The 23,341-nt window shown below is 68.0% G+C and carries 32 protein-coding genes, 1 tRNA gene and 2 pseudogenes; 17 read left to right on the forward strand and 18 right to left on the reverse strand.

What is annotated here, in order from left to right; translation table 11 throughout:
• Positions 1-15: 15 nt before the first annotated feature.
• Entirely contained in the window at positions 16-807 is a 792-nt protein-coding gene (locus IM776_RS10255; protein WP_194419961.1) for an alpha/beta fold hydrolase, read from the forward strand.
• Positions 808-824: 17 nt separating this feature from the next.
• On the opposite strand, the gene IM776_RS10260 is transcribed toward IM776_RS10255, so the two are convergent.
• Positions 825-1,202, reverse strand: a complete 378-nt coding sequence (locus IM776_RS10260; RefSeq protein WP_194419962.1) for a hypothetical protein — start codon at positions 1,200-1,202, stop codon at positions 825-827.
• Positions 1,203-1,308: 106 nt separating this feature from the next.
• Here IM776_RS10260 and IM776_RS10265 point away from each other — a divergent pair, with 106 nt between their 5' ends.
• Positions 1,309-1,971, forward strand: coding sequence for a DedA family protein (locus IM776_RS10265; RefSeq protein WP_194419963.1), 663 nt, complete (start codon positions 1,309-1,311; stop codon positions 1,969-1,971).
• A gap of 6 nt (positions 1,972-1,977) precedes the next feature.
• On the opposite strand, the gene IM776_RS10270 is transcribed toward IM776_RS10265, so the two are convergent.
• On the reverse strand, positions 1,978-2,433 hold the full coding sequence (locus IM776_RS10270) for a DUF1801 domain-containing protein (RefSeq protein WP_194419964.1): 456 nt from the start codon (positions 2,431-2,433) through the stop codon (positions 1,978-1,980).
• Positions 2,434-2,562: 129 nt separating this feature from the next.
• On the opposite strand from IM776_RS10270, the gene IM776_RS10275 reads away from it, so the two are divergent.
• The 5 genes from IM776_RS10275 (at position 2,563) to IM776_RS10295 (ending at position 4,602) form a co-directional block, all read left to right on the forward strand.
• Positions 2,563-2,994: a helix-turn-helix transcriptional regulator gene (locus tag IM776_RS10275; protein ID WP_194419965.1), complete on the forward strand. Its 432-nt coding sequence runs from the start codon at positions 2,563-2,565 to the stop codon at positions 2,992-2,994.
• A 10-nt stretch (positions 2,995-3,004) separates the two neighbouring features.
• Positions 3,005-3,409 carry a VOC family protein gene (locus IM776_RS10280; RefSeq protein ID WP_194419966.1) on the forward strand — a complete coding sequence of 135 codons (405 nt, stop codon included), beginning with the start codon at positions 3,005-3,007 and terminating at the stop codon, positions 3,407-3,409.
• A 33-nt stretch (positions 3,410-3,442) separates the two neighbouring features.
• Positions 3,443-4,138, forward strand: coding sequence for an NADPH-dependent F420 reductase (locus tag IM776_RS10285; RefSeq protein WP_228479712.1), 696 nt, complete (start codon positions 3,443-3,445; stop codon positions 4,136-4,138).
• A gap of 80 nt (positions 4,139-4,218) precedes the next feature.
• Positions 4,219-4,368 carry a hypothetical protein gene (locus tag IM776_RS10290; protein WP_194419967.1) on the forward strand — a complete coding sequence of 50 codons (150 nt, stop codon included), beginning with the start codon at positions 4,219-4,221 and terminating at the stop codon, positions 4,366-4,368.
• 21 nt (positions 4,369-4,389) lie between these two features.
• On the forward strand, positions 4,390-4,602 hold the full coding sequence (locus IM776_RS10295) for a KTSC domain-containing protein (RefSeq protein WP_194419968.1): 213 nt from the start codon (positions 4,390-4,392) through the stop codon (positions 4,600-4,602).
• Here the strand turns inward: IM776_RS10295 and IM776_RS10300 are convergent.
• From IM776_RS10300 to IM776_RS10310, 3 genes are read right to left on the reverse strand one after another with little or no spacing between them, the layout of a single operon-like run.
• Positions 4,578-5,099 (reverse strand): GAF domain-containing protein, encoded by a 522-nt coding sequence (locus IM776_RS10300; protein WP_194419969.1) that lies wholly within the window; start codon positions 5,097-5,099, stop codon positions 4,578-4,580. The genes IM776_RS10295 and IM776_RS10300 overlap by 25 nt on opposite strands.
• 1 nt (position 5,100) lies before the next feature.
• A complete protein-coding gene (locus tag IM776_RS10305) occupies positions 5,101-5,304 on the reverse strand; it encodes a hypothetical protein (RefSeq protein ID WP_228479713.1) in 204 nt (67 codons plus the stop codon).
• Positions 5,305-5,321: 17 nt separating this feature from the next.
• Complete coding sequence (locus tag IM776_RS10310; protein WP_194419970.1) at positions 5,322-5,651, reverse strand: sugar ABC transporter ATPase; 330 nt, start codon at positions 5,649-5,651, stop codon at positions 5,322-5,324.
• Between the two features lie 339 nt (positions 5,652-5,990).
• Between IM776_RS10310 and IM776_RS10315 the strand changes: the two genes are divergently transcribed.
• Entirely contained in the window at positions 5,991-7,598 is a 1,608-nt protein-coding gene (locus IM776_RS10315) for an ABC-F family ATP-binding cassette domain-containing protein (protein WP_194419971.1), read from the forward strand.
• On the opposite strand, the gene IM776_RS10320 is transcribed toward IM776_RS10315, so the two are convergent.
• Entirely contained in the window at positions 7,582-8,064 is a 483-nt protein-coding gene (locus IM776_RS10320) for a MarR family winged helix-turn-helix transcriptional regulator (protein WP_194419972.1), read from the reverse strand. The two genes, IM776_RS10315 and IM776_RS10320, sit on opposite strands and share 17 nt — an antisense overlap.
• Positions 8,065-8,163: 99 nt before the next feature.
• Here IM776_RS10320 and IM776_RS10325 point away from each other — a divergent pair, with 99 nt between their 5' ends.
• Complete coding sequence (locus IM776_RS10325) at positions 8,164-9,210, forward strand: LLM class flavin-dependent oxidoreductase (protein WP_422730909.1); 1,047 nt, start codon at positions 8,164-8,166, stop codon at positions 9,208-9,210.
• A 2-nt stretch (positions 9,211-9,212) separates the two neighbouring features.
• Entirely contained in the window at positions 9,213-9,860 is a 648-nt protein-coding gene (locus tag IM776_RS10330) for an NADPH-dependent F420 reductase (protein WP_194419973.1), read from the forward strand.
• 32 nt (positions 9,861-9,892) lie between these two features.
• On the opposite strand, the gene IM776_RS10335 is transcribed toward IM776_RS10330, so the two are convergent.
• Together IM776_RS10335 and IM776_RS10340 are read right to left on the reverse strand one after the other, a co-directional pair.
• Positions 9,893-10,297 (reverse strand): efflux RND transporter permease subunit, encoded by a 405-nt coding sequence (locus IM776_RS10335; protein ID WP_194419974.1) that lies wholly within the window; start codon positions 10,295-10,297, stop codon positions 9,893-9,895.
• A gap of 100 nt (positions 10,298-10,397) precedes the next feature.
• Complete coding sequence (locus IM776_RS10340) at positions 10,398-10,970, reverse strand: helix-turn-helix domain-containing protein (protein ID WP_194419975.1); 573 nt, start codon at positions 10,968-10,970, stop codon at positions 10,398-10,400.
• Between the two features lie 47 nt (positions 10,971-11,017).
• Between IM776_RS10340 and IM776_RS10345 the strand changes: the two genes are divergently transcribed.
• Complete coding sequence (locus IM776_RS10345; protein ID WP_194419976.1) at positions 11,018-11,911, forward strand: class I SAM-dependent methyltransferase; 894 nt, start codon at positions 11,018-11,020, stop codon at positions 11,909-11,911.
• Positions 11,912-11,986: 75 nt separating this feature from the next.
• Positions 11,987-12,157: pseudogene (locus IM776_RS15875) on the forward strand (transposase); the annotation flags it as partial.
• A 249-nt stretch (positions 12,158-12,406) separates the two neighbouring features.
• On the opposite strand, the gene IM776_RS10350 reads toward IM776_RS15875, so the two are convergent.
• From IM776_RS10350 to IM776_RS10360, 4 genes are all read right to left on the reverse strand, one after another.
• Positions 12,407-12,907 carry a metallophosphoesterase family protein gene (locus IM776_RS10350; RefSeq protein WP_194419977.1) on the reverse strand — a complete coding sequence of 167 codons (501 nt, stop codon included), beginning with the start codon at positions 12,905-12,907 and terminating at the stop codon, positions 12,407-12,409.
• Positions 12,904-13,278, reverse strand: coding sequence for an A1S_2505 family phage non-structural protein (locus IM776_RS10355; protein ID WP_194419978.1), 375 nt, complete (start codon positions 13,276-13,278; stop codon positions 12,904-12,906). The genes IM776_RS10350 and IM776_RS10355 overlap by 4 nt, the downstream gene beginning before the upstream one ends.
• Positions 13,279-13,366: 88 nt before the next feature.
• Positions 13,367-13,702: a group I intron-associated PD-(D/E)XK endonuclease gene (locus IM776_RS15950; protein ID WP_422730910.1), complete on the reverse strand. Its 336-nt coding sequence runs from the start codon at positions 13,700-13,702 to the stop codon at positions 13,367-13,369.
• 743 nt (positions 13,703-14,445) lie between these two features.
• Positions 14,446-14,519: transfer RNA gene (locus tag IM776_RS10360), tRNA-Pro, on the reverse strand.
• Between the two features lie 109 nt (positions 14,520-14,628).
• On the opposite strand from IM776_RS10360, the gene IM776_RS10365 reads away from it, so the two are divergent.
• Genes IM776_RS10365 through IM776_RS10375 form a run of 3 tightly spaced genes read left to right on the forward strand, consistent with a single transcriptional unit; the run spans position 14,629 to position 16,315 of the window.
• Positions 14,629-15,210 carry a GNAT family N-acetyltransferase gene (locus IM776_RS10365; protein WP_194419979.1) on the forward strand — a complete coding sequence of 194 codons (582 nt, stop codon included), beginning with the start codon at positions 14,629-14,631 and terminating at the stop codon, positions 15,208-15,210.
• Between the two features lie 56 nt (positions 15,211-15,266).
• Positions 15,267-15,938, forward strand: a complete 672-nt coding sequence (locus tag IM776_RS10370; protein WP_194419980.1) for a lysoplasmalogenase family protein — start codon at positions 15,267-15,269, stop codon at positions 15,936-15,938.
• Complete coding sequence (locus tag IM776_RS10375; protein WP_422730911.1) at positions 15,935-16,315, forward strand: RNA-binding S4 domain-containing protein; 381 nt, start codon at positions 15,935-15,937, stop codon at positions 16,313-16,315. The genes IM776_RS10370 and IM776_RS10375 overlap by 4 nt, the downstream gene beginning before the upstream one ends.
• Positions 16,316-16,320: 5 nt before the next feature.
• On the opposite strand, the pseudogene IM776_RS10380 reads toward IM776_RS10375, so the two are convergent.
• Positions 16,321-16,812, reverse strand: a pseudogene (locus tag IM776_RS10380) (NUDIX domain-containing protein); the annotation flags it as partial.
• Between the two features lie 233 nt (positions 16,813-17,045).
• On the opposite strand from IM776_RS10380, the gene IM776_RS10385 reads away from it, so the two are divergent.
• Complete coding sequence (locus IM776_RS10385; protein ID WP_194419982.1) at positions 17,046-17,603, forward strand: phosphorylase family protein; 558 nt, start codon at positions 17,046-17,048, stop codon at positions 17,601-17,603.
• Here IM776_RS10385 and IM776_RS10390 read toward each other — a convergent pair.
• Positions 17,600-18,670: a Glu/Leu/Phe/Val dehydrogenase family protein gene (locus tag IM776_RS10390; RefSeq protein WP_194419983.1), complete on the reverse strand. Its 1,071-nt coding sequence runs from the start codon at positions 18,668-18,670 to the stop codon at positions 17,600-17,602. The genes IM776_RS10385 and IM776_RS10390 overlap by 4 nt on opposite strands.
• A gap of 139 nt (positions 18,671-18,809) precedes the next feature.
• On the opposite strand from IM776_RS10390, the gene IM776_RS10395 reads away from it, so the two are divergent.
• Positions 18,810-19,187: a nuclear transport factor 2 family protein gene (locus IM776_RS10395; RefSeq protein ID WP_228479981.1), complete on the forward strand. Its 378-nt coding sequence runs from the start codon at positions 18,810-18,812 to the stop codon at positions 19,185-19,187.
• A gap of 9 nt (positions 19,188-19,196) precedes the next feature.
• On the opposite strand, the gene der is transcribed toward IM776_RS10395, so the two are convergent.
• From der to IM776_RS10415, 4 genes are read right to left on the reverse strand one after another with little or no spacing between them, the layout of a single operon-like run.
• Entirely contained in the window at positions 19,197-20,720 is a 1,524-nt protein-coding gene (der, locus tag IM776_RS10400) for a ribosome biogenesis GTPase Der (protein ID WP_194419985.1), read from the reverse strand.
• The gene (gene cmk, locus IM776_RS10405; protein ID WP_194419986.1) at positions 20,710-21,387 is read right to left on the reverse strand and encodes a (d)CMP kinase; all 678 of its coding nucleotides are present in this window, start codon (positions 21,385-21,387) and stop codon (positions 20,710-20,712) included. The genes der and cmk overlap by 11 nt, the downstream gene beginning before the upstream one ends.
• On the reverse strand, positions 21,380-22,504 hold the full coding sequence (locus tag IM776_RS10410) for a prephenate dehydrogenase (protein WP_194419987.1): 1,125 nt from the start codon (positions 22,502-22,504) through the stop codon (positions 21,380-21,382). Before IM776_RS10410 ends, cmk begins: the two co-directional genes overlap by 8 nt.
• Positions 22,501-23,292 (reverse strand): pseudouridine synthase, encoded by a 792-nt coding sequence (locus IM776_RS10415; protein WP_194422604.1) that lies wholly within the window; start codon positions 23,290-23,292, stop codon positions 22,501-22,503. The genes IM776_RS10410 and IM776_RS10415 overlap by 4 nt, the downstream gene beginning before the upstream one ends.
• Positions 23,293-23,341: the final 49 nt, after the last annotated feature.

Below are 23,341 nucleotides of genomic sequence, written 5' to 3' on the forward strand. Positions count from 1 at the left end.
GATAGGTTCGGAAGCATGGTGCACCTGTCCGAGACGCTCGACCGCCCCGGTGCCACCCTGCACTATGAAGACACCGGAGGCGGCGGCGATGCCGTGGTCTTCACGCACGGCGCCGGCGTCGACCATGCGATGTTCGATGCGCAGTTCGACGCCGTCCGCGATGCCGGGTTCCGCGCGGTCACCTGGGACATGCGCGGTCACGGCATGTCAGCCCTCGATGACGGCGTCCGTTTCCGCGTCGAGGACGCCCTCGACGATCTCGCCGCGCTGATCACGCACCTCGGATTCCCCCGCTCGACGCTTGTCGGACACTCCCTCGGCGGCAACCTCGTGCAGGAGATCGCCCGGCGCGACCGCACGCAGGCCGGCCACCTGGTGATCGTCGACTCGACCTGGAACGCTGGACCGCTCACCCGGATGGAGCGGTTCGGACTGCGCATCGCCGCGCCGTCGCTGGCGATGATCCCCGCCTCCCGGTTGCCGAGGCTCATGGCGACGGCATCCGCCACCACTCCGGCCGCGATCGAGTACGCTCACCGCTGCTTCGCGCGGATGCCGAAACCCGTCTTCCTCGACGTCTGGCGCGCGACGGTGTCACTGGTCGACCCGGATCCCGGCCACCGCTCGACGGTTCCGCTGACCCTCATCCGCGGCGCGGCAGACCGCACAGGGAACATCGCGACGGCCATGCCCCGCTGGGCTGCGGCCGAGCGCATCGAGGAGCAGGTGATCCCCGGCGCCGGCCACATCGCGCCGATGGATGCACCGGATGCCGTCACAGAGGCGATCCTCGCCGCGCTGCGCTGACGCCCGCTGCAGCCCCCTCACCAGAAGCGCGGTGCCTCCGGCTCCGGCGTACGATCGGCGCCGCCCCAGCGCAGCGCCTCCTCCGTGACGGCGGATGCTGCGGCATCCGCACCGCGCAGCGCGACGTCGGCTTCCGCCGCTCCCGGCCCGACCGGATCCACCAGCAACGTGGTGCTGAAGCCCGCCCTGCTGGGATTTATGGTGCACTCCAGCACCCGGCCGACCCACGCTGCCGAGCCGGCGGTCGCGGCGCCGTGCTGATACCGGATCCGCGTCTCCAGATCCGTCACGCCGACGACCACGCGCTCACCACTTTCGTCCACGCGCTCGACCACCTCGACGCGATGTCCGTGCGGAATCGGAGCCGGCATCGAGATCACGATCGTCCTGTCCATGGCTACAGCCTACGAAGCGGAGCCGCAGAGGCAAGAGCTTCCTGCAGACGTGAACATCCGGTGTCTTTGCGCGGATCCTCAGGTGCGCTCTCCTACGCTGGAAGCCATGGATGCCGGAGCCGAGAACCTCAACGCCATCGCGGCGTGGGCCGTGACCCTCATGGAGACCCTCGGCGGCTTCGGTGCCGGCGTCGCCATCGCCCTGGAGAACCTGTTCCCGCCGCTGCCGAGCGAGATCATCCTGCCGCTGGCCGGATTCACCGCCGCGCAGGGCACGCTCGGTCTCGTCGAGGTGCTGATCTGGACCACCGTCGGCTCGGTCGTCGGCGCGCTCGCGCTGTACGGCATCGGCGCGTGGCTCGGCCGACGCCGCATGTACGCGATCGTCGAGCGGATGCCGCTGCTGAAGACCGAGGACGTCGAACGCACCGAGGCCTGGTTCGAGAAGCACGGGTCGAAGGCGGTGTTCTTCGGCCGCATGATCCCGATCTTCCGCAGCCTCATCTCGATCCCTGCGGGAATCGAGCGGATGCCGTTGCTGAGGTTCACGCTGCTGACCACGGCCGGCAGCGCCATCTGGAACACGATCTTCGTGCTCGCCGGCTTCTACCTCGGCGCGAACTGGCACATCGTCGAGGACTACGCCGGAATCTTCCAGAAGGTGGTCATCGCCGTAGTGGCCATCGCGGTCGTCGCCTGGATTGTCATGCGCGTACGCCAGATGCGTCGCAGCAAGGCGTCGGCCGAAGAGACCGTCAGCGTCGACTGACCCGCCCTACTCCCCCGATCCGGCTGCGCGCCGTACGATCTCGCTCAGCTGTTCCCAGGCTTCCTCGGTCGGGTCGATGAGCGCGTACGAGGTCGGCCAGAACCCGCTCGGCTCATCGAGGGCGGCCTGGACGCTCACCCCGAACGTCGAATAGCGCTCCTTGTCCATCTGACCGCTGCGGAAGAACACCACCGGCTTCCCGCCGCGGGCATACCCGGGCTGGCCGTAGTAGAGCTTCGGTGCGAGATCGGGAGCGACGCTCGTGACGATCCTGTGCACGCGTTCGGCCATCTCGCGGTCGCCGTCCGGCATCTGCGCGATCTTCGCGAGGAGCTCCGCCTCCTCCGCGGCGGCCTTCTCGGCGCCCTTCGCCCGCTTCGCGTCTGCTTTGAGCTCGGCCGCGCGCTCCTTCATCGCCCTGCGCTCCTCGGCGGAGAACCCGCCGGCGTCCTGCTTCGTCATGGTGCTCTCTCCTCGGTCGGGGTCATGTGGGGTCCACGCTACGGCGCAGCCCGCCGCCGGTCTTCTCGATTCCTGATGGATTCGGCATCCGGCATCCTCAGCCGGCCGGCCGCCTGACAGGATGGACGCATGGCGGAAGCGAACGATCGGGCCGACATCACTGTCATGCGCCGTGTGCGCGACCGTATCGACCGGGAATTCGCGCACCCGCTGAACGTCGAAGACCTGGCGCGCGGCGTGCACATGTCGGCCGGTCACCTGAGCCGTGAGTTCCGGAGGATCTACGGCGAGCCACCCTACGCCTATCTCATGACCAGGCGGATCGAACGGGCGATGACGCTGCTGCGCCGCGGCGATCTCACCGTCACAGAGATCTGCTTCGCCGTCGGGTTCTCGTCGCTCGGCACGTTCAGCACGCGGTTCTCCGAACTCGTCGGGGTGTCGCCGAGTGCGTACCGCGACGATCCATCCCGTTCGGTCGAGGGGATCCCGCCGTGCCTGGCAAAGCAGGTCACCAGACCGGTCAGGAATCGAGAAGCGCAGGCGGCGGCATCCGCCTAGCGTTGCCTGCATGAACATCAGCATCCACAACGCGTTCCTGCCCCACACCGACGCCGATGCGGCGCTCGGCTTCTACCGCGACCTGCTCGGGTTCGAGGTCCGCAAGGATGTCGGCTACGAGAACATGCGCTGGCTCACGGTGGGCCCTGCCGGCGAATCGACCTCGATCGTGCTCCACCCGCCGGCAGTCGATCCCGGCATCACCGACGAGGAGCGCGAGACGATCATGAACCTGATCGCCAAGGGCGTCTACACCGCCATCACCCTCGCGACCGAGGATCTGGACGGCCTGTTCGAACGTCTGGAAGCCGGCGGCGCGGACGTCGTGCAGGAGCCCACCGACCAGGATTACGGCGTGCGCGACTGCGCGTTCCGCGACCCGTCCGGCAACCTCATCCGCATCAACCAGCTCTGAGCCCGGACTGCGCGCCGGCCATACGATGGCCGGGTGGACACTCCGCGCGCCATCCAGACCCTCGGCATCCTCGGCGCCGGCCGATACGGCACCGTACTCGCCCGGCTCGCGGTGTCCGCGGGACTGCGCGTTCTCGTCGCCCGGTCGGGTGATCCGGCACCCATCGCGCAACGCGTGCGGGCGATCGGCGCGACGGCAGGGTCGACGACCGCCGTGATCGAAGGATCGGATGCCGTCATCCTCGCGCTTCCGCTCGGAAACTATCGGATGCTGCCCGCCGAGGCGCTGCGCGGCAAACTGGTCATCGACGCCATGAACTACTGGTGGGCGTCCGACGGCATCCGCGATGACCTGAATGATCCGCGAAACTCCACCAGCGAACTCGTGCAGGCGCATCTCGAAGGGGCCCGGGTCGTCAAGGCGCTGAGCCACATGGGCTATCAGGACCTCGAAGACGAACCTCGTCCTCGCGGGGCTGCCGGTCGCAAGGCCATAGCGATCGCGGGCGACGACCCCGACGACGTCGCGATCGTCGCCGCGCTCGTGGACGAGCTGGGCTTCGACCCGGTGCACGCCGGCCCGCTCGCTGCGGGGATCATGCTCGAGCCCGGCGCGGAAGCATTCGGGGCTGACGTCGATGCCGCGCAGCTGCGCACGATGCTGGACGGATTCTGGAACTCGCAGCGCGGCATCATCGTGGCGCGTGCTCGGAGATCCAGCGGCTCCTAGACCCGACTGACCATAGCGTCAACCCGGTTCAGCGCTCTGCCGGTCCTGGATACGCTCACCCCGCAGGAGAGGAGCGCATCATGAGCCACGAACCACGCGATGACGCGAAGCACGGACAGAAGCCCGATGATCAGGTGAAGCAGGACAAGCCGTTGCCGGAGGACACGGATGCGCCGGACCCTGAGCGTGCGTTCCGGCATGAGATGCCCGATGGCAGCGAGCACGACTGACGCGGGATCCGGCAGACGCGCATGAGACGCACTGTGGTCGAGTCGTCGGCCCTCCGGTCGGTCGGGTACGACGAGGATCTCGCATTGCTGGAGATCGAGTTCGTCAGCGGCGATGTGTATCGGTATCACGCGGTTCCGCGCGCCGTCCATGGTGCGCTGATGGATGCTGAGAGCAAGGGACGCTTCTTCGTCGAGAGCATCCGGGATGTCTACCCGACCGCTCGGGTGAGCTGAACCGGCGCATCAGGGTGATATCGCGACCAGACTCTCGCAGTTCCCGGCAGCGCATCGGCCGCGCGGATCCGCTGCCAGTTGCGTCCTCCGCGCGCCAGGGAAGCGTGCACGGAGGGCGGCGCCTGATCCCACGGGATCGGCGTCGGGATCCAATCACAGAGTCGGACGTGTACGAGATCGACGGCCCAGGCCCCTGGATCGGCGTCGTAGCTCCACCCGTCCCCGATGCGCCCCAACCAGAGGAAATCGTAGACGTTGCGGGTCCACACGAACGAGCCCTCCGACGCGCCGGCGAATCGCTCGAGGCGCCGTGCCGCGCGCTCGCCGTACGTCGCATCGGTCTGGAATATCGCGTCGGACAGCGACGTCGGAGGCGCGCCGAGCCGCCCGCCGATTCCGCACACTCCGTGTTCGAGCGCTCTGTCGACAGCGACGCCGGCGGGCACGTTGTCGTCGTGCGAACGCATCGGCGCGCGGAACACCTCCGGCTCCGGCATGCTATTCCTCTTCGACGGGCACTTCCAACGCTTGCTCCTGCACATCGGCCGGGTCTGCGTCGATGCGGGATCCGTCTGGACGCGTTTCACTCACGACCTGTTCGGGATCGATCGCATCGTCCTGCGCGGGGCGCTGCTGTTCCTGCACATCGGCCCCGTCGGCGTCCGCATCGGCCGCCGTGCCGGCATCCGATTCCATCATCATGCTGCTCTCCGTCCTGTTCACAGGTCCTCGGGCGAGAGGTCGCCCTGGCCTTCTTCGCCAAGCTCCGCGCTCACCGGTTCGTCACCCTGCGTCTCGGGCTGGGCGCCGAACCCTGGCAGGTCCTCAGCGGGGATCTCGTCTTCGGGATCGGGGATCTCGTCCGGATCACGGCCGGTCGCGGTCGCGTTCTCGAGATCGCTGCCCTCGTCGACGGCTTGCGTGCGCTCCCACTCCGCCTGCGCCGGATCGTCGGCAGGATCGGCGGTGGTGGTGGCGTCCTCGTCTCGGAGCGGCTGCATCGGCTCGTCCTCGCCCGCCGCGGAAACAGCATCAGGTGTCGATTCCATGATTCCTCCTCGTGGATTCTCGGAGGCGGACGCTCCGCCCTCACCGACAGTGTCCGGGAGCCGGCGATGTCCCGACGAGGGGGTTGACAGGTCTCCGGGATGACGAGGGCATGATGTCATCGCTCGGCGAGGCCGTCTTTCGCGCCGACGCGTCTGGAGGCGACAACGCGCAGCAGCCGACCAGCCTCAGCCCAGTGCAACCCTGTTAGCCTGGATACGTGCATCTGTACTTCCTGTGATCTGAGTCGACCGATCCGCCCACCCCACGGTTGCGGACGGTCTTTCGCGTATCTGCGCGCCATCGGTGGCGCGCCCGCACTCAGACTCAACGGAACCACCATGCCTATCACTCTTCCCGTGCCTGCCCGCGCGCAGGCGCAGTTGTCCATCTCCGACATCCACGTGGCGCGCGCTGGTCGGCCCGTGCTCAGCGGCGTCGACATGCTCGTCGCACCGCAATCGCGATGGGGTGTCGTCGGCGAGAACGGCCGCGGCAAATCGACGCTGCTTCACGTGCTCGCCGGTACCCTCACACCCGATGCCGGACACGTCCGCCTGCACGGAACCCTCGGCGTCGCCGAGCAGGCGCTGCCCATCCACGACGATCGCACCGTGGGCGATGTGATCGCCGTCGAGCTCGCGGCAGCGCACGCGGCAGTCGCGGCGCTGGATGTTGCGGCATCCGACCTTGCGAATGATCGAGACGGCGCCGCCGAGGCGTACGCCGACGCGCTCGACGCTGCCGAGCAGCTGGACGCCTGGGATGCCGACCGGCGCGTCGATATCGCGCTCGAATCGCTCGGCGCGGAAACCGACCGATCTCGGCCGCTGTCGACGCTGTCGGTCGGACAGCGGTACCGCGTCAGGCTGGCGTGCCTGCTCGGCGCCGACCATGACTTCCTGCTGCTGGACGAGCCGACCAACCACCTCGATGCCGCCGGTCTCGAGTTCCTCACCGGTGCACTGCGCGCCCATCGCGGCGGGGTCGTCCTCGTCAGCCACGACCGCGCGCTGCTCTCCGACGTCGCCACCGCGATCATCGACCTCGATCCCAGCATCGACGGCCGGCCGCGCGTGTACGGCGCGGGCTTCGAGTCATACCGAGAGGGGCGCGAGGCCGAGTGGAACCGCTGGGTCGCCGACTACGAGCAGCAGCAGGCGGATCACGCCCGGCTGACACAGGACCTGTCAGAGGCCCAGAACCGGCTCGTCTCGGGCTGGCGGCCGCCGAAGGGCACCGGCAAGCATCAGCGTGCGACGCGTGCTCCCGCGCTCGTCCGGTCGGTCAATCGACGCCGCGATGACCTGGAGAAGCACGCGATCACCGTGCCGCCGCCGCCATTGCGGTTCCGCATGCCCGAGCTCTCCGCGCGCTCCGGCACCGCGCTCCTCCGCGCCGAGGATGTGCAGGTCGCCGGTCGCCTCCGGACCCCGGTCTCGCTCGGGCTGGAGTCGGGCGATCGCCTGCTGATCGCCGGGCCGAACGGCGCGGGCAAGTCGAGCCTCCTGGGCGTTCTCGCCGGTGTGCTCGAGCCGACGAGTGGAACAGTTCGCCGGGCTCGCTCCACGCGTGTCGAACTGCTGTCCCAGGAGTCCTCACGGGAGAGCGGCAGAAGCGTGCACGAGCTGTTCGAAGCCCACCTCGAGCGGCTGGGCAGCGGATCCGTCTCGCTTTCGTCGCTGGGGCTTCTCAGCGCCGCGGATCGGAAGCGGCCGTTCAGCGCGCTGTCGATGGGGCAGCAGCGTCGCGTCGATCTGGCACTGGCGCTGGCATCCCGCCCGCACATCCTGCTGCTCGATGAGCCGACCAACCATCTGTCGATCGCGCTGGTCGACGAGCTGACCGAGGCGTTGGATGCCACGGCCGCTGCAGTCGTCATCGCGACACACGATCGGCAGATGCGCCGCGACCTCGCGGCGTGGCCGCAACTCAGGCTGACCGGATGACGGAGGAGCGTTCGAGGTGATGCTTCAGCGCCGTCGTCGCATCGGCGACGGCGCTGAGCTGCGCGGGCCGGAGCGCGTCGATGAACAGTTCGCGGATGTCGCGCAGGTGGGGCACGGAGCATCGCCGGAACGTCTCCGCTCCCTCGGCAGTGATCACGATCTCCGAGCCGCGGCTGTCATCCGCGCATGCGACGCGACTGATCAGTCCCCGTCGCTCCATGCGGCCGAGATGGTGCGAGAGGCGACTGCGCTCCCAGCCGATTTCGTCGGCGAGCACGGACGACCGATATCGACGATCCGGAGCCTCGCTGAGGGCGAGCAGCACCTTGTAGTCGGCGGACGAGATCGCGGACTCGGCCTGAAGGCGGCCACCCAGCTCGGACTGCAACTTCTCCGTCGTCTCGAGGAACTCCCGCCACACGTGCAGCTGTTCGCGCGTCGGCGTCTTCCGGCCAGTCGCACTCATGTGCCCCACCTCCTGATTGACATGTCAACCATATCGGTTCATAATTGACGTGTCAATCACATCCTCGTGCCCACCGACCCGAACAGAAGCGAGCATCTCATGATCGACATCAATGACATCGAGTTCGGCCTCGACACCTTCGGCGACGTGCCGCGCGACGACCAGGGTCGGCTCCTCTCCTACGCCGGCGCGATCCGCGCGGCTCTGGACGAGGCGATCCTCGCCGACCAGACGGGCGTCGACGTGATCGCCGTCGGCGAGCACCACCGCGCGGAGTTCGCGATCTCCACGCCCGAGACGGTGCTTGCCGGCATGGCCACGGCGACCAAGAACATCAAGCTCGCCTCCGGGGTCACGGTGCTCTCGTCCGATGATCCGGTGCGGGTCTTCCAGCGCTTCGCGACCGTCGATGCGCTGTCGAACGGTCGCGCCGAAGTAATCCTGGGACGCGGCTCGTTCACCGAGTCGTTCCCGCTGTTCGGATACGACCTGTCCGACTACGAGATCCTCTTCGACGAGAAGATCGACCTGTTCCACAAGCTTCTCGATGAGAAACCCGTGACGTGGGAGGGCACGACCCGCCCCGCTCTGCACCAGGCGGACGTGTTCCCCAAGACGGACTCCGGGCGTCTGAAGACCTGGGTCGGCGTCGGGGGCTCGCCGCAGTCGGTCATCCGCACCGCCCAGTACGGGTTCCGGCTCATGCTCGCGATCATCGGCGGCTCGCCTGCGCGATTCGCGCCGTTCCTCGACCTGTACCGGCGCGCGACCGAGCAGCTCGGCACGCCTGCGCATCCGGTGGGTGTGCACTCCCCCGGCTTCATCGCCGACACCGATGATCAGGCCAAGGAGATCGTCTACGAGGACTACAAGGCGATGCGCGATCGCATCGGCGCCGAACGCGGCTGGTCGCCCATGACCCGCGGCGACTTCGAGCACGAGGCGGCCCACGGCGCGCTGCACATCGGCTCGCCCGAGACGGTCGCACGCAAGATCGCCACCACCGTCCGCTCGCTCGGCGTCGGTCGGTTCGACATGATCTACTCCGGCGGCGCCGTCCCGGCCAGCGCGCGGCTGCGTGCGGTCGAGCTGTACGGCACGAAGGTGATCCCGATGGTGCGCGAGCTGCTCGCAGAGGGGAACTGACGATGGACACCACGATCGCGATCCTCGGAGCCGGCAAGGTCGGCACGGCCCTCGCACGTCTGGCGATGGATGCCGGCTACCGCGTGCTCATCGCCGGGTCCGGCGACCCCGAGCGCATCGCGCTGATCGCGTCAGTGCTCACGCCCGGTGCAACGCCGATGCGTTCGGCGGATGCCGCGCGTGAGGCTGTCATCGTCATTCTGGCGCTCCCGCTGGGCAAGTACGAGACGCTGCCCGCCGAGGCGTTCGAGGGGAAGTTCGTGATCGACGTCATGAACTACTGGTGGGAGACCGACGGCATCCGCGATGATCTGAACGATCCCCGCATGACGACCAGCGAGATCGTCCAGGAGCACCTCGCCGGAGCCCGCGTGGTGAAGGCCCTCAACCACATGGGCTATCACGACCTGGAGGACGAGGCCCGCCCCGCGGGTGCGGGCGGCAGGAAGGCGATCGCGATCGCCGGCGACGACGCGGCCGATGTCGAAGCCGCGGCTGTGCTCGTCGACCGGCTGGGCTTCGATCCACTGGTCATCGGCGAACTCGCTGAGGGTCGGCAGCTGCAACCCGGCAACCCAGCGTTCGGAGCGAACCAGCCGAAGGAGGAGCTCGCCGAAGTCATCGGTCAGAGCGTGAGCACGGCATCCTGATCACGCGGAGCCCCCGGGACTGTGCCAACCGTTCAGCGCGAGCCCTGCGCAACGAACTCGCGGAACTGCGCGACTGCGGGCAGATCAACCCAGAGCCGGATGCTCCCTTGTCTCGCCCCTGAGCCGTTCACGACCGCCGCGCCGCCGAGTTGATCGAGGAGCGGCTTCATGACTCGCGCTACATCGTCGGGCAGATAACCGACACCGCGGCCGTTCGAAGAGACGACGACACTGGCGTGGCCTCTCCGCGTGCGGCGCTCAGTGCGAAGGACATAAGTACGAGGCTTCCGGCTGTGGCGTTCGCGATCATTCACGAGATAGTGGGTCCGGTGCAACGCAACCGGTCGTGTTGGCAGGTGCCGTAGATCGGGCAGATCGTCGTGACGGCTGACACGACCGACCGTGATGTGCAGAAGCTCTTCCAGCCATGCGGGCACGAGTGCCCTCCCCTCGGATCGGTATGCCATCACCGAGGCGGAGCATGCTCCCAGTGTCGCAGGTCGCGATGTGCGCATCCTGACCGGGCTGATGGCACCGTCACCCGTGGCGGTGACCAGGGAGATGTGCTTGATCGCCGTCGTGGTCGAAGATGGTGAGGATCTCGGCAGGTGCACCGTGAGCCACGAGGGCGTGGGGGGTCATGGTGGAGAACTCGGCAGCCTGACCTTCATGTACGACGATGGTCCGTTCACCGAGCTGCAGATGGATGGTGCCTGTGAGCACCGTGAACCATTCGTATCCAGGGTGGACCTGCGGCCCGCCGAGGTCGCGGTCCGGGGTGATGCGCATCTTGGCGATGGTCACGCCCCGGCGATCTCGCTCTCGGGAGAGGAGCCATACGGTGGCACCGGCTATGGGTTCGGGTTCGGGACGGATCACCACGTCCTCGTCATCCTCGGGCTCCACGAGTTGATCCACACTCGTCCCGAGGGCACGAGCGATGGCGACAAGCTGTTCCAGCGCGATCCGGCGGCCGCCGGTCTCAATCCGGCTCAGCGTCGAGGTTGACATGAAACAGCGAGCGGCGAGCGTGTCGAGAGTCCAGCCTCTGGCCAAACGGAGCCCGCGTATCCTCTGACGAACGACCTCATCCAGCCTTTCTTGCGTCATAAGCAAAAGCCTATGCCACATTCGGGATTCCAGGTTAGCCTCGCCGTATGACCTCCGGCGACGCCACTCACGCCGCTCACCCCCTTCACGGGCACGAGTTCTCTGCAGCCTTCGCCGAGCACCTCGACCGCGAGGCGCTCCTGGCCACGGCCCTGACAGCGCGTGCACTGGATCGCGCCGCTTCTGTCTTGGATCGTCCGGCGCGCACGGTACTCGACCTGGGATCGGGCACCGGTGCCGGCACGGTTGCCCTCGCACGACGGTTCCCGGAGGCGCAGGTGCACAGCCTCGACGTGTCCACGGAACTGCTGGATCGACTCATCGGCGCTGCCGCCGCCGCAGGCGTCGCCGACCGAGTGCACGCCCACTCGGCCGATCTCGACGAGAACTGGACGAATCTCGTGCCCGCCGGCGTCGACCTGATATGGGCGTCACTGTCATTGCATCACGTTTCGGATCCCGCCCTCGTTCTGCGGCGGGTGCTGTCAGTGCTGCGACCAGGCGGCGTGCTGGTGGTGACGGAGATGAGCGGATCGATCGAGTTCACTCCCGACGACCTGGCCACCGGGCGGAAAGGTCTGGCGGATCGTGTCGCCGATGGTCTGGCCGCACTTGGCTTCCCGTCCACGGCAGATTGGACTGTCCCCCTGGCGGAGGCAGGTTTCGCACGCGCACAGCGCGAACTGACGGATCTGACGATGGCCGCCGATGATCCCGACCACGCGACGCAGCTGGCGACCCAGATGTCGGCATGGCATAACAACCTCACCCACAGGTTGTCGAGCGACGATCTCGTCGCACTGAAGGCGGCCGAGCGCGAGATCCGGGCCGGATCGTCACCGGTCCGCGGGATCTCCGGTCGTGCCGTATGGGTCGCGGTGCGTCCTGACGAAGAAACCGGTGCCGCAACGACTCCATCCGTCGAAGCTGCTCGAGTGTGACCCTTGTTCTGACTGGCTTCGCGCCTTTCGCGCGACTTGTCCTCTCGGGGTCCTCGGCCCCGGACCGAGTGCCAAGTCGTGAACCGACACCGCCTCAACCGCTACGGCGATCGCCAACTGAACCGGACACTGCACAACATCGTGCTCTCCCGACTCCGCTACGACGACCGCACCTACGCATACGTCGACAGACGCACGCAGGAAGGACGCAGCCGACGCGAGATCATCCGCTGCCTCAAGCGCTTCGGGACCGGGGATCTCGTCGGGATCACGGCCAGTCGCCGTCGCGTTCTCGAGGTCGCTGGCCTCGTCGACGGTTCGAGTGCGCTCTCACTCCGCCTGCGCCGGATCGTCGGCGGGATCGGCGGTGGTCGAGGCGTCCTCGTCTCGGAGCGGGTGCATCTGCGCTTTCTTGCCCGCCGCGGAATCGGCATCGGGTGTCGATTCCATGTTTCCTCCTCGTGGATTCTGAGAGGAGGACGCTCCGCCCTCGCGTCACCGCTCGACGGGAATCAGCTCCACTTCGACGCGCTCGCCGTCGATCACCGCGCGCATCATCGTGCACGTGGGTTGCCGTCGCCGGTCGGTCGACGAACCGGGGTTGAGCAGTCGCATGCCGGCAGGAGTCACGGTGTCCCATGGGATGTGCGAGTGCCCGAAGACGAGCAGGTCCGCGGCGGGGAACGCGGCGTCCATGCGCTCTTCACGCCGGGCGGCCGGGCCGGTCTCGTGGATAACCGCGATGTCGACCTGCTCGACTGTCACCCGGGCCGCCTCAGGCAATCGCGCTCGCAGCTCGGGTCCGTCGTTGTTGCCGTACACGCCGCAGAGCCGACGGGCGCGCGTCTCGAGCAGATCGAGCGTGGGGATGTCGATCCAGTCGCCGGCGTGGATGATCAGATCGGATTCGTCGACGGCGCGGAGGACCGCATCAGGGAGCATTCTCGCGCGAGCCGGCACGTGCGTGTCGGCGAGGAGGAGCAGCGTCGTGGTCACGATCGAAGGTAGGGAGCGAAGGATGCCGGGACGGTGACGTTGTCGGGCAGGCCGGTGAATAAGGGCGCCACTTCTTCGGGCGTGTACCCGGCGATCCCGCAGCCCACCGGAGTTAGCAAGAAGCGCAAGTCGGGTCGCGCTGCGGCGTAGGCGACGAAGTCGTTCGCCTCGCTGGCCAACACGTCGAGCCCGCTCATGGTGTCGATGGCGTAGCTCTGGCCATGGTGACCATGCCCTTCGCCCCACACCGCACCGAAGCGTTCGTGAGCGACGCGGGCGGCGCCGCCGCCGTGAAGTCCGCCGGCATTCGAGCCGAACACGAAGATCTCGTTCTGCTCTAGGTGTTCGACGACTTTCGGGGTCTTGTCCATGAGTGAAGGGTACGCCGACGGTCGTCGCGGGATCGAGTGATCCAACGTGGCAGCACCGCTAGTTCCGAGGACCGCACGCCGAGTCAAGTCAGGTAATCGCTGACGGCACCAATTCGTTCTCTGTCGTAGGGTCAAGCACAGGTTCACCGGTCTGCCGATACGAGTCGTACGCACTCAAGTGCAGAGCGTGAAGCCCGCCGACAGCAGACACTGGAATCAGGTAGTAATTCATGTCGCCGTCAATGATGAAGAAGTCGTCGATCTCGTCGGGATCATACGTTCGTCGAGTACCCCGAGTTGTCGAGAGAAACACCTTCCATGTTCTGCCAGCTCGCGTTCTCGTGGTCTTCACCTGCACCTGGCGGATTCCGGATTGAGTGGAAACGATCAGGTCGTAGCGACTCGGCTCAAGAGACCAAGACACATCACAGCCGCACAGGGTGAACCAGGCCGCGGGAGCAAGGGTCCAGCCCGGTCAACATTGCGAATGTTTGGAGCATGTTCAGGAGCGCGGGACGCTTGCGAAGACTTCAGGTGATTCGCATCGATGCCAAGCCTCGAGGCGTGCCCCTTCAAGAGCACAACTTCCGATACGTCGACATTGGGAAGTGCGATGGCGACGTCGTTCCATGTGTGCTCTCTGGCCACTGCCGTGCGCAGTTGATGATCGGTCCACCGACGACGCCCACGGAAGTGCGTGTAATCAAGGTCGAGTTGATCGGCGTATTGGCGCACCGACCTTATCGCGGTCGCCGAAGTCGCGGTCATGCCCAGTACTCTCAACGTTCCCCGCCAGCTTGTCGAGCCGCTAACCGCGACCGCGAGTTCCTCGTCGGTGTACCTGAGTGCGCGGCTCATGTGCGCGACGTTCCGCGTTACCTCCGACATCATCCCGTGGTCGGGAACACCCCAAAGACGATCGCATGGCCCGCTCGCGGTGCGCGGCACCGGGCGCCAACGGCCGAAACTCGATGTTTAGCACCACCGGAGTCGGTGTCGGACACTGGCCGTGCGTCAGGAACAGGCGCACGACGGGGCGTGATGAGCCAGCGGCCATCCCACTGGGCTCTGCCTTCGCGACGTCCTCTGCGATGCCGCGATGGAGATGACGCACGGCCGAATAATGACGAAGGACCGACCCATTCGGATCGGTCCTTCGTCGTTCGGTCGGGCTGACAGGATTTGAACCTGCGACCCCCTGACCCCCAGTCAGGTGCGCTACCAAGCTGCGCCACAGCCCGTTGTCGTGCGCTCACGCGCAGGCAACTCCCCTATCTTAGCCGCAAGCCAGGGCCCCGCGCGAACCGGCGTCCTTGCCTCATGTCCGCCCCCGGGCGTAGCCTGCCCGACATGCCGAACATCACCACCGCGCTCGCAAGTCCTGAGGTCTGGGACGATATCCAGCACGCGTTGAGCGGCGGCGGAGACGGACGCAGCTGCCAGTGCGTCTGGCCGGTGCTCACGAACAAGGAGTGGGAGACCACCGACCTCGACCAGCGCACAGCCCTGTTCCAGCAGGAGGTGGCATCCGATCGCCCGCCGGGAATCGTCGCCTACGTCGATGGCGAGCCGGCCGGCTGGATCCGCATCGGTCCCCGTCCCGCACAGCGCCGCCTCGCCCGCACCCGCAACATCATCGCCACGACACGTGAACCCCTCGACGATGACGAAGTCTGGGGCGTGAGCTGCTTCGTGGTGCGCAAGGAGCATCGCGGTCATGGGCTCAACGCCGTCCTCCTCGAGGCGGCGATCCGGTTCGCGCGAGAAGCCGGTGCCCGGGTCATCGAGGGCTACCCGATCGACACCGGCAAGACGAACGTCCGCGTCAACGACCTGTTCCACGGCGCCCTCTCGACGTTCCTCGCCGCCGGGTTCACCGAGGTCCCGGGCCCCAAGCCTGAGCGCCCGCTCGTCAGTCTCGAAGTCGCCTGACCAGTCACGCGAGCGTCGGACGCGGCGGCCTCACAGCCCCGCTCTACGATGGTGGGATGCCGCGCAGCACCCCGCTGAGAACACTCCTGCCCTGGGCGTTCCTCCCCTACATCGCGATGTCGGTGATCCACGTCGCCGCCCTCGCCACAGGCAGTGACATCGCGGGCCCGACCAAGCTCTGGCTGATGCCTCTGCTCGCGATCCCGGTGATCGCCTCGCTCCGTCTGCGCCCGGTTCTCGCAATCGTGCTGCTGCTCGCGGCGATTGCCCTCTCGTGGCTCGGCGACGGTGCCGGCGCGTTCTTCCCGGCCGGCCCCGAGCTACCGCTCATGCTGCTGTTCTTCGGCCTCGCCCACATCGCCTACATCGTCCTGTTCGCCCGCGTACTGCGCGTGCGCCGGATGCCGTGGTGGGCACTCGTCTATGCCGCATGGTGGATCGCCATGATCATCGTCCTCGGACCGCACACCGGAGCGCTCCTGCCCGCCGTCGCCGCGTACGGTCTCGTCCTCGGCGGCACCGCGGCGTTCTCCGCTCGGTGTCACCCGCTCATCGTCACCGGCGGCGTCTTCTTCCTCCTCAGCGACACGGTGCTCGCTTTCCGTCTCTTCCTCTCCGACGCGATGCCGGCGTGGACGAGCCCCCTCGTCATGCTCACCTACACGCTGGGGCAGGGACTCATCGTGGCGGGCTCCCTCGTCGCCCTGCGAAAGCGCAGTCCCCGATGACGGCGCAGAACGCGATGACGACCAATCCGGTACGGGTGGACAGTTGGCTGTGGGCGATCCGCGTCTACAAGACCCGGTCCGCCGCGACGACCGCATGCCGCGCAGGCCATGTACGGGTGAACGGCGACAAAGCCAAGGCCGCCCAGACCGTGAAGCCCGGCGACGAACTGCGCGTGCGGATCAGCGGTTTCGACCGCATCCTCGTCGTCCGGCAGACCCTCACCAAGCGCGTCGGCGCGCCCGTCGCCGCTCTCGCATACGAAGACCGCACGCCGCCGCGCGAACCGGTGGCCGCGCTCGGCGTCCGCGACCGCGGCGCCGGCCGACCGACCAAGCGCGAGCGCCGCGAGATCGACAAACTGCGGGGGCGCGACTAGGAAGTCAGCCGCTCGCGCAGGCGCGGCCACGCGTCGGCGAACCCGGGATGCAGCGGCCGCTCGGTCACGTCGTCGAACCGCACCCACTCCAGGGCGACGCTCTCCGGGTCGCTGATCACGGGTTCGAACGGCGTCACGACATCGGCGACGACCGTCGTGTAGGACCAGATGCCGAGATCCAGCACGCTGGTGAACCGCACCTGGACCGCACCGGCAGGGATGCCGGCTTCCTCGGTCGCTTCGCGCAGCGCACCGTCGATCGCGGACTCGTCCTCGTGCAGCGCCCCGCCGGGGAGCCCCCAGGTTCCGCCGAAATGGCTCCAGCTCACCCGGTGCTGCAGCAGGATGCCGCGCTCGGCATCCACCGCGAGCAGACCCGCAGCCCCGAACCGGCCCCAGTACCGCTCCCCCGTCTCGGCGACGACCCACGCATCGCCCGGGTCGCGCGGACCCAGCGGGCGCCGCGGCTCACCGGGTGCGGGGGGAACGATGCTCACAGGTCCAGCTTTTCACAGCATCCGGGCGCCGGGGCTGTGGACGACGGTGGGTTACCGGGACGCCTGGGTGACGTTTCGACTCGCCTGCGGCTCGCTCAACGCGTTTCGTCTCGCTGACGCTCGCTCAACGACCCGCAAGAGGGGCGCACGCTCGAAAGGCCCGAGGGGCAGGGTGTGCTCAACGACCCGCGGAACGAGACTCGAGGCTCGGGCGGGTCTGGGAGAATGAACAGGTGAAGCTTCTCGTCGCTGCCCTCGAATCCGAACTCGTCGCCTTCCCCGAAGATCTGCCCGGGTTCGACCGGCTGGTCACCGGCCCCGGCAAGCTCAAGGCGACCTACGCGCTCACCCGTGCGCTCGATGCCGCCGACTACGACGAGATCCTCGTGGTCGGCACGGCAGGTGCGCTCGACGTGACGATCGAGGCGGGCGTCCACGAGATCCACTGGACGTTCCAGCACGACGTCATCAACGAAGAGGGCATCCGCGGCGAGCACGTGTCGATGCCGCAGCGCATGCAGCTCGGCGAGGGCGACATCTCCATCGCCACCGGAGACAGCTTCATCGACGATGCCGAGGCCGTGCAGCTCATCCTGTCGCTCGGCGGTCGCCTGGTCGACATGGAGTCGTTCGCCTACGCCTGGGTCGCCGCGCAGTTCGACGTTCCGATCCGGATCTGGAAGGCCGTGTCCGACCGGGCCCAGGATGGTGCGAACACCACCTGGACCGAGGCCGTCACGGCGTGCAGCCACGAGCTGCGCGACCGGGTCCGCGAGGTGTACGGGGTTTAGCTGGCGAGTGCCGACGCCCCGGCGCGAAGCCGCTCGGCCGCGAGCTCTTCGGCGGCCGCGAGCGGGGTGATCGCGCGCTCCTCGGCGTCGGCGAGGATCCGGCGCACCGTGTCGCCGATCTGCGCGACGCGATCCATGATCTCGGCGCGCGTGCCCAACTGCTTCGCCTCGTGGTCGAGATAGATCACGCCGCCGGCGTTGACGACGAAGTCGGGCGCGTACAGGATGCCGCGCGCGGCGAGCCGCTCCGCACCGCTGTGCGAGGCGAGCGGGTTGTTCGCGGGACCGCACACCGCACGGGTATCGAGCGCGTCGATCACCTCGTCCGTGAGCAGACCGCCGATGCCGGCAGGGACGAAGACGTCAGAGGACAGCAGGTGCTCGGTGCCGGGCTCCGCCCACGTCGCGCCGAGCTCTCCGGCGAGGTGCCGGCGGTCAGGATTCACGTCGGTGACAGAAAGCTGTGCGCCTTCGGCCGCCAGCCGCACAGCGAGCCGGCCGCCGACCTGGCCGAGACCCGAGATCGTGATCCGGCGCCCGGCGACATCCGCGCTTCCGGTGGTGCGCTCGAGCACGGCACGCAGTGACTCGTAGACACCGAGGCTCGTCGGACCGGCAGGCTCTCCCGAACCGCCGCTGGCGTCCGGAAGGCCGACCACGTGGGCGGTGCGCTCACCGACGACGGCCATGTCGTTCATGGTCGATCCGACGTCCTCCGCCGTGCGGTACAACCCGCCGAACGATTCGACGGCGTCGCCGAGGTCGAGGAAGGCATGACGGCGACGCTCGGCGTCGAGGACCGTGCCCTTCTCCAGTCCGATGACGGACTTGCCGCCGCCGGCGTTCAGTCCGGCGGTCGCGTTCTTCAGCGTCATCGCGGCCGAGAGCCGCAGAGCATCGCCCAGAGCGTCGCTCCAGTGCGGGTAGGTCCACAGCCGCGCGCCGCCGAGGGCGGAGCCGAGCACGGAGGAGTGCAGGGCCACGGCGATGAACAATCCGCTGCGCCGGCCGGTGATCACCTCCACCCGCTCGTGGGAGAACTCGGGAAGGGGCAGGGTGTGCGACATTGCATCCTCTTTCGGCAGGCCTTGTGGGCAGCGGAGTATGGAGCCGTCAGGTTGCGGCATCCACCCTCCATTGCACCACTCAACTCGCTGACGGGCAACAGCGCGTCGGTCATGCCACCGCGATTTCCCGTTGACCGTCATGGCGAAGGTGCGATGTAGTGGTGCAGTGGAGATCTACGGGTTCGCCGAAACGTACCTCGATGCGGTGTCGAATGAACGCGATCCGAATCGTCGGCGCGAGGCGATAGACCGTCTGTTCGATGTGAACATGCGTTACATCGACCAAGACGGATCCGCGTCCGGTCGTGACGCGTTCACCCGGCGCATCGATGACCTCGCCGCGATGATGACCCCGACTGCGCGGTTCGAATTGCAGCGTCCTGCACAGTACGAGACCGATTGCGTCCTGTTTCGCTGGCAGCTAGCCGAACCCGGCAATCTGCCCCTGGTTGCGGGTGCCGAGGTCGCCGTGTTCACCGATGGCCGCGTGGTCAGCCTCTACTCGATCGTCGACTGACCGGCGACACTAGCGCTGGCGCTTCTCCCGCACGCGCATGTTGATGACGATCGGGGTTCCCTCGAACTCGTACAGCTCACGCAGCCGGCGCTGGATGAACCGCCGGTAGCCCGGGTCGAGGAATCCGGTCGTGAACAGCACGAACGTCGGCGGACGCGTCGACGCCTGCGTGCCGAACAGGATGCGCGGCTGCTTTCCACCGCGCAGCGGGTGCGGGTGCTCGGCGACGAGCTCGGAGATGAACGCGTTGAACTTGCCGGTCGGGATGCGCCGATCCCAGCTCTCCAGCGCGGTCTCCAGTGCGGGCACGAGCTTGTCGAGGTGACGCCCGGTCTTCGCGGAGATGTTGACGCGCGGCGCCCAGCTCACGTGCGCGAGATCCTGCTCGATCTCCCGCTCGAGGTAGCGACGGCGATCCTGGTTCTCCAGGTCGGGGTCGTTCAGGCGGTCCCACTTGTTGAACGCGAGCACGAGCGCGCGGCCCGACTCGAGCACCAGGTCGATGATGCGCACGTCCTGCTCACTGAGCGACTCGGACACGTCGAGCACGACGACGGCGACCTCTGCCTTCTCGAGCGCCGCGGAGGTGCGCAGCGACGCGTAGAAGTCGGCACCCTGCTGCAGGTGCACGCGACGGCGGATGCCGGCGGTGTCGACCAGGCGCCACAGCCTGCCGCCGAGCTCGACGACCTCGTCCACCGGGTCACGGGTCGTGCCGGCCAGGTCGTTGACGACGACGCGCTCCTCGCCGGCTGCCTTGTTCAGCAGCGACGACTTGCCGACGTTCGGGCGCCCGAGGATGGCCACGCGACGCGGTCCGCCGATCTCCTGCTTGGCGACCGCCGACACCTCCGGAAGCTTCTCGAGCACCGCGTCGAGCAGGTCCGCGACGCCGCGTCCGTGCACCGCGGAGGTCGGGTACGGCTCGCCGAGGCCGAGGTTCCAGAGAGCCGCGGCCTCAGGCTCCTGGCGGGTGTCGTCGATCTTGTTGGCGACCAGGAACACCGGCTTGCCGCTCTTGCGCAGCAGCCTCACGACGTGCTCGTCGGTGGACGTGGCGCCCACCATCGCGTCGACGACGAACAGGACGACGTCGGAGAGGTCGATCGCGACCTCCGCCTGGGCTGCGACCGAGCGGTCGATGCCCTTTGCGTCGGGCTCCCAGCCGCCGGTGTCGACGAGCGAGAACCGGCGATCGTTCCACTCGCCCTTGTACGTGACGCGGTCGCGGGTGACACCGGGGGTGTCCTCCACGACGGCCTCGCGGCGGCCGAGGATGCGGTTCACGAGCGCGGACTTGCCCACGTTCGGGCGGCCGACGATCGCGACCACGGGCAGCGCCGGCAGGAACTCGACGCCGCCTTCGGCGAGCGTGAGGCCGGCGAGCAGCGCGGCATCCTCCTCGTCGAGGTCGTAGTCGGCGAGGCCCGCGCGCAGAGCCTCCGCGCGCTGTTCGGCGAGCTGCTCGTCGAGCTCGTCCATCTTCTCGGCGAGGTGGTCGGGGCCACCTTCGTATTCTTCGTCAGCGGCCATGTTCCGCTCCTTGCTTTCGGTCGATCACCGCGAGTACGGCGTCGATGGTCTGTGGGAAATCGAGATGCGTGGTGTCGACCACTTCGACGCCGTCCGCGGCGTTCAGGAAGTCGACGACCGCGCTGTCGGAGGCATCGCGCTTGTGGAGTGCTGCCGCGACATCCGCGGCGTTCTCGCCGGCCAGCTCGCCGGCGCGTCGCGCGGCACGCACCTCGGGGGATGCCGTGAGCAGGATGCGCACGGGTGCGTCGGGGGCGACGACGGTGGTGATGTCGCGCCCTTCGACGACGACGGCCGGGTACGCGGCGTTCGCGACCAGGGAGCGGAAGAAGATGTTCACCTGCTCGCGCACGGCGGGTACGCGCGCGACGCCGCTGACGGCTCCGGACACCCGCGATTCGCGGATCGCGTCGGTGATGTCGGTGTCGCCGACCGCGACGGTGCGGTCGTCGGGATCGAGCCCGAGTCGGAGATCGAAGGCGGATGCCGCGGCGAGGACGGCGTCGACGTCATCCGTGTCCGACCCCTGCTCGAGAACGTGCCAGGCGAGGGCCCGGTAGGCGGCGCCGGTGTCGAGAAGGCCGTACCCGCGCTGTCGCGCGATCGCCTTCGAGACGCTCGACTTGCCGGAGCCCGCCGGCCCGTCGATCGCGATGAACTCACTCATTGGTCGCTCCTGCAATCCGCCATCCGCGCTCCTGCAGTCCCTCTGTCGCGCCGTGCAGCGCCGCGGGTGCCACGCTGATCTCGGCGAGCCCGAACTGCGCGCCCGGCGAATGCTCCAGGCGCAGGTCTTCCACGTTCACTCCCAGTTCGCCGAGTTCGCCGAACAGCCGTCCCAGCTGGCCGGGGGTGTCGTCGACCATGACGACGAGCTGCTCGAACTTCCGGTTCTGGCCATGCTTTCCCGGCAGACGCTCGACGCCGTCGTTGCCCTGCCGAATCGTCTCGGCGATGGCCCGTCGGGCGCCGGGCGCCTCGGGCGCACGGAGGGCTTCGGCCACCGTCGTCAGGTCGGCGGCGAGAGCGTCGAGCACGTCGACAACGGGTTCCGCGTTGGCGCCGAGGATCTGCACCCACAATTCGGGAGCGGATGCCGCGATGCGCGTCGTGTCGCGCACACCCTGACCGGCGAGCCGGAGCGCATCCTCGTCGGCGGTCGCGAGGCGTCCAGCGAGGAGGCTGGCGACGACCTGCGGTACGTGCGAGGTGAGCGCGACCGAGCGGTCGTGCTCCTCCGGCGTCATCTCGAGCGGCATGGCGCCGACGTCGAGCGCGAGATCCTCGACCAGCGCGAGGTCGGCGGCGCGAGTCTCCTCGTCGCGGCAGACGACCCAGGGGCGTCCGATGAACAGGTCGGCGCGCGCGGAGATCGCTCCCCCGCGTTCACGACCTGCCAACGGGTGCGAGCCGATGTACCGGGTGAGGTCGACGCCGCGGTCCTTGAGCGCGCGGAACGGCTCGAGCTTCACGCTCGCGACATCCGTGACGACGGCATCCGGGAACCGTGTGAGCTCGGCCTCGATGACGTCGGCGGTGACATCCGGCGGCACCGAGACGACGATCAGTGCAGGCGCGTCGTCGTCGCGGGCCGCGCGGCCGGCGCCGTAGTCGATCGCGAGGCGCAGCTGTGCCGGTGAGGTGTCGGCGAGGACGACGTCGACGCCCTTGGCGCGCAGTGCGTGGCCGATGCTCGCGCCGAGGAGGCCGGCACCGACGATGCGGACGGTCCCCGAGAGGCGCGGCGCGTTGCCGTTGCCATGGGTCCTGGCCGTGTCGCTCACTCTGTCTCCTGGGCGTCTCCCGGCGTGGCGTCCGCAGGGGCATCGTGGCGCGCGAGAGTCAGCAGCGCACCACGTTCGATTTTAGTCAGTTCCCTGGACTTCCCGGCCGGGAGGGTTCCCAGGTGGAGCGGCCCGAACTGACGGCGCACGAGTTCGGTGACCGGATGCCCCACCTCGGCGAGCATGCGGCGGACGATCCGGTTGCGCCCGGAGTGCAGCGTGAGCTCCACCAGGCTCGACGGGTTCGCGCCCTTCGAGGTGTCCAGAAGCCGGGCCTTGTCGGCCTTGATGAAGCCGTCCTCGAGCTCGAATCCGGTGGTGAGCTTCTGGATGACCTGTGCGGTGACTGCGCCCTCGACCTTGGCGATGTACACCTTGGTCACGCCGAACGACGGGTGCGCGAGGACATGCGCGAGTTCGCCGTCGTTGGTGAGGATGAGCAGGCCACTGGTCTCGGCATCCAATCGGCCGACGTTGTACAGGCGCTCCTCGTAGTCTTTCGTGAAGCGGCGCAGGTCCGGCCGGCCGTTCTCGTCCTTCATGGTGCTGACGACGCCGGTGGGCTTGTTCAGCATGACGTAGCGCTTGGAGACGTCGAGCTGTATCGCCGTGCCGTCGACGTCGACCAGGTCGTTCTCGGGGTCGATGCGGCGGCCGAGCTCCTCCACGACCACGCCGTTGACGCGGATGCGTCCCTCGACGATGTACTGCTCGACCACGCGGCGGGATGCCACGCCCGCGGCTGCGAGCACCTTCTGCAACCGGACGCCCTCCGGGACCTCGTTCATCATGCTTCCCACCCGTCTGTTTCTGTCTTGAGTACGCTCTGGCGCCCGT

This window comes from Microbacterium abyssi (assembly GCF_015277895.1).
In the GTDB taxonomy this organism is placed as follows: Bacteria; Actinomycetota; Actinomycetes; order Actinomycetales; family Microbacteriaceae; genus Microbacterium; species Microbacterium abyssi.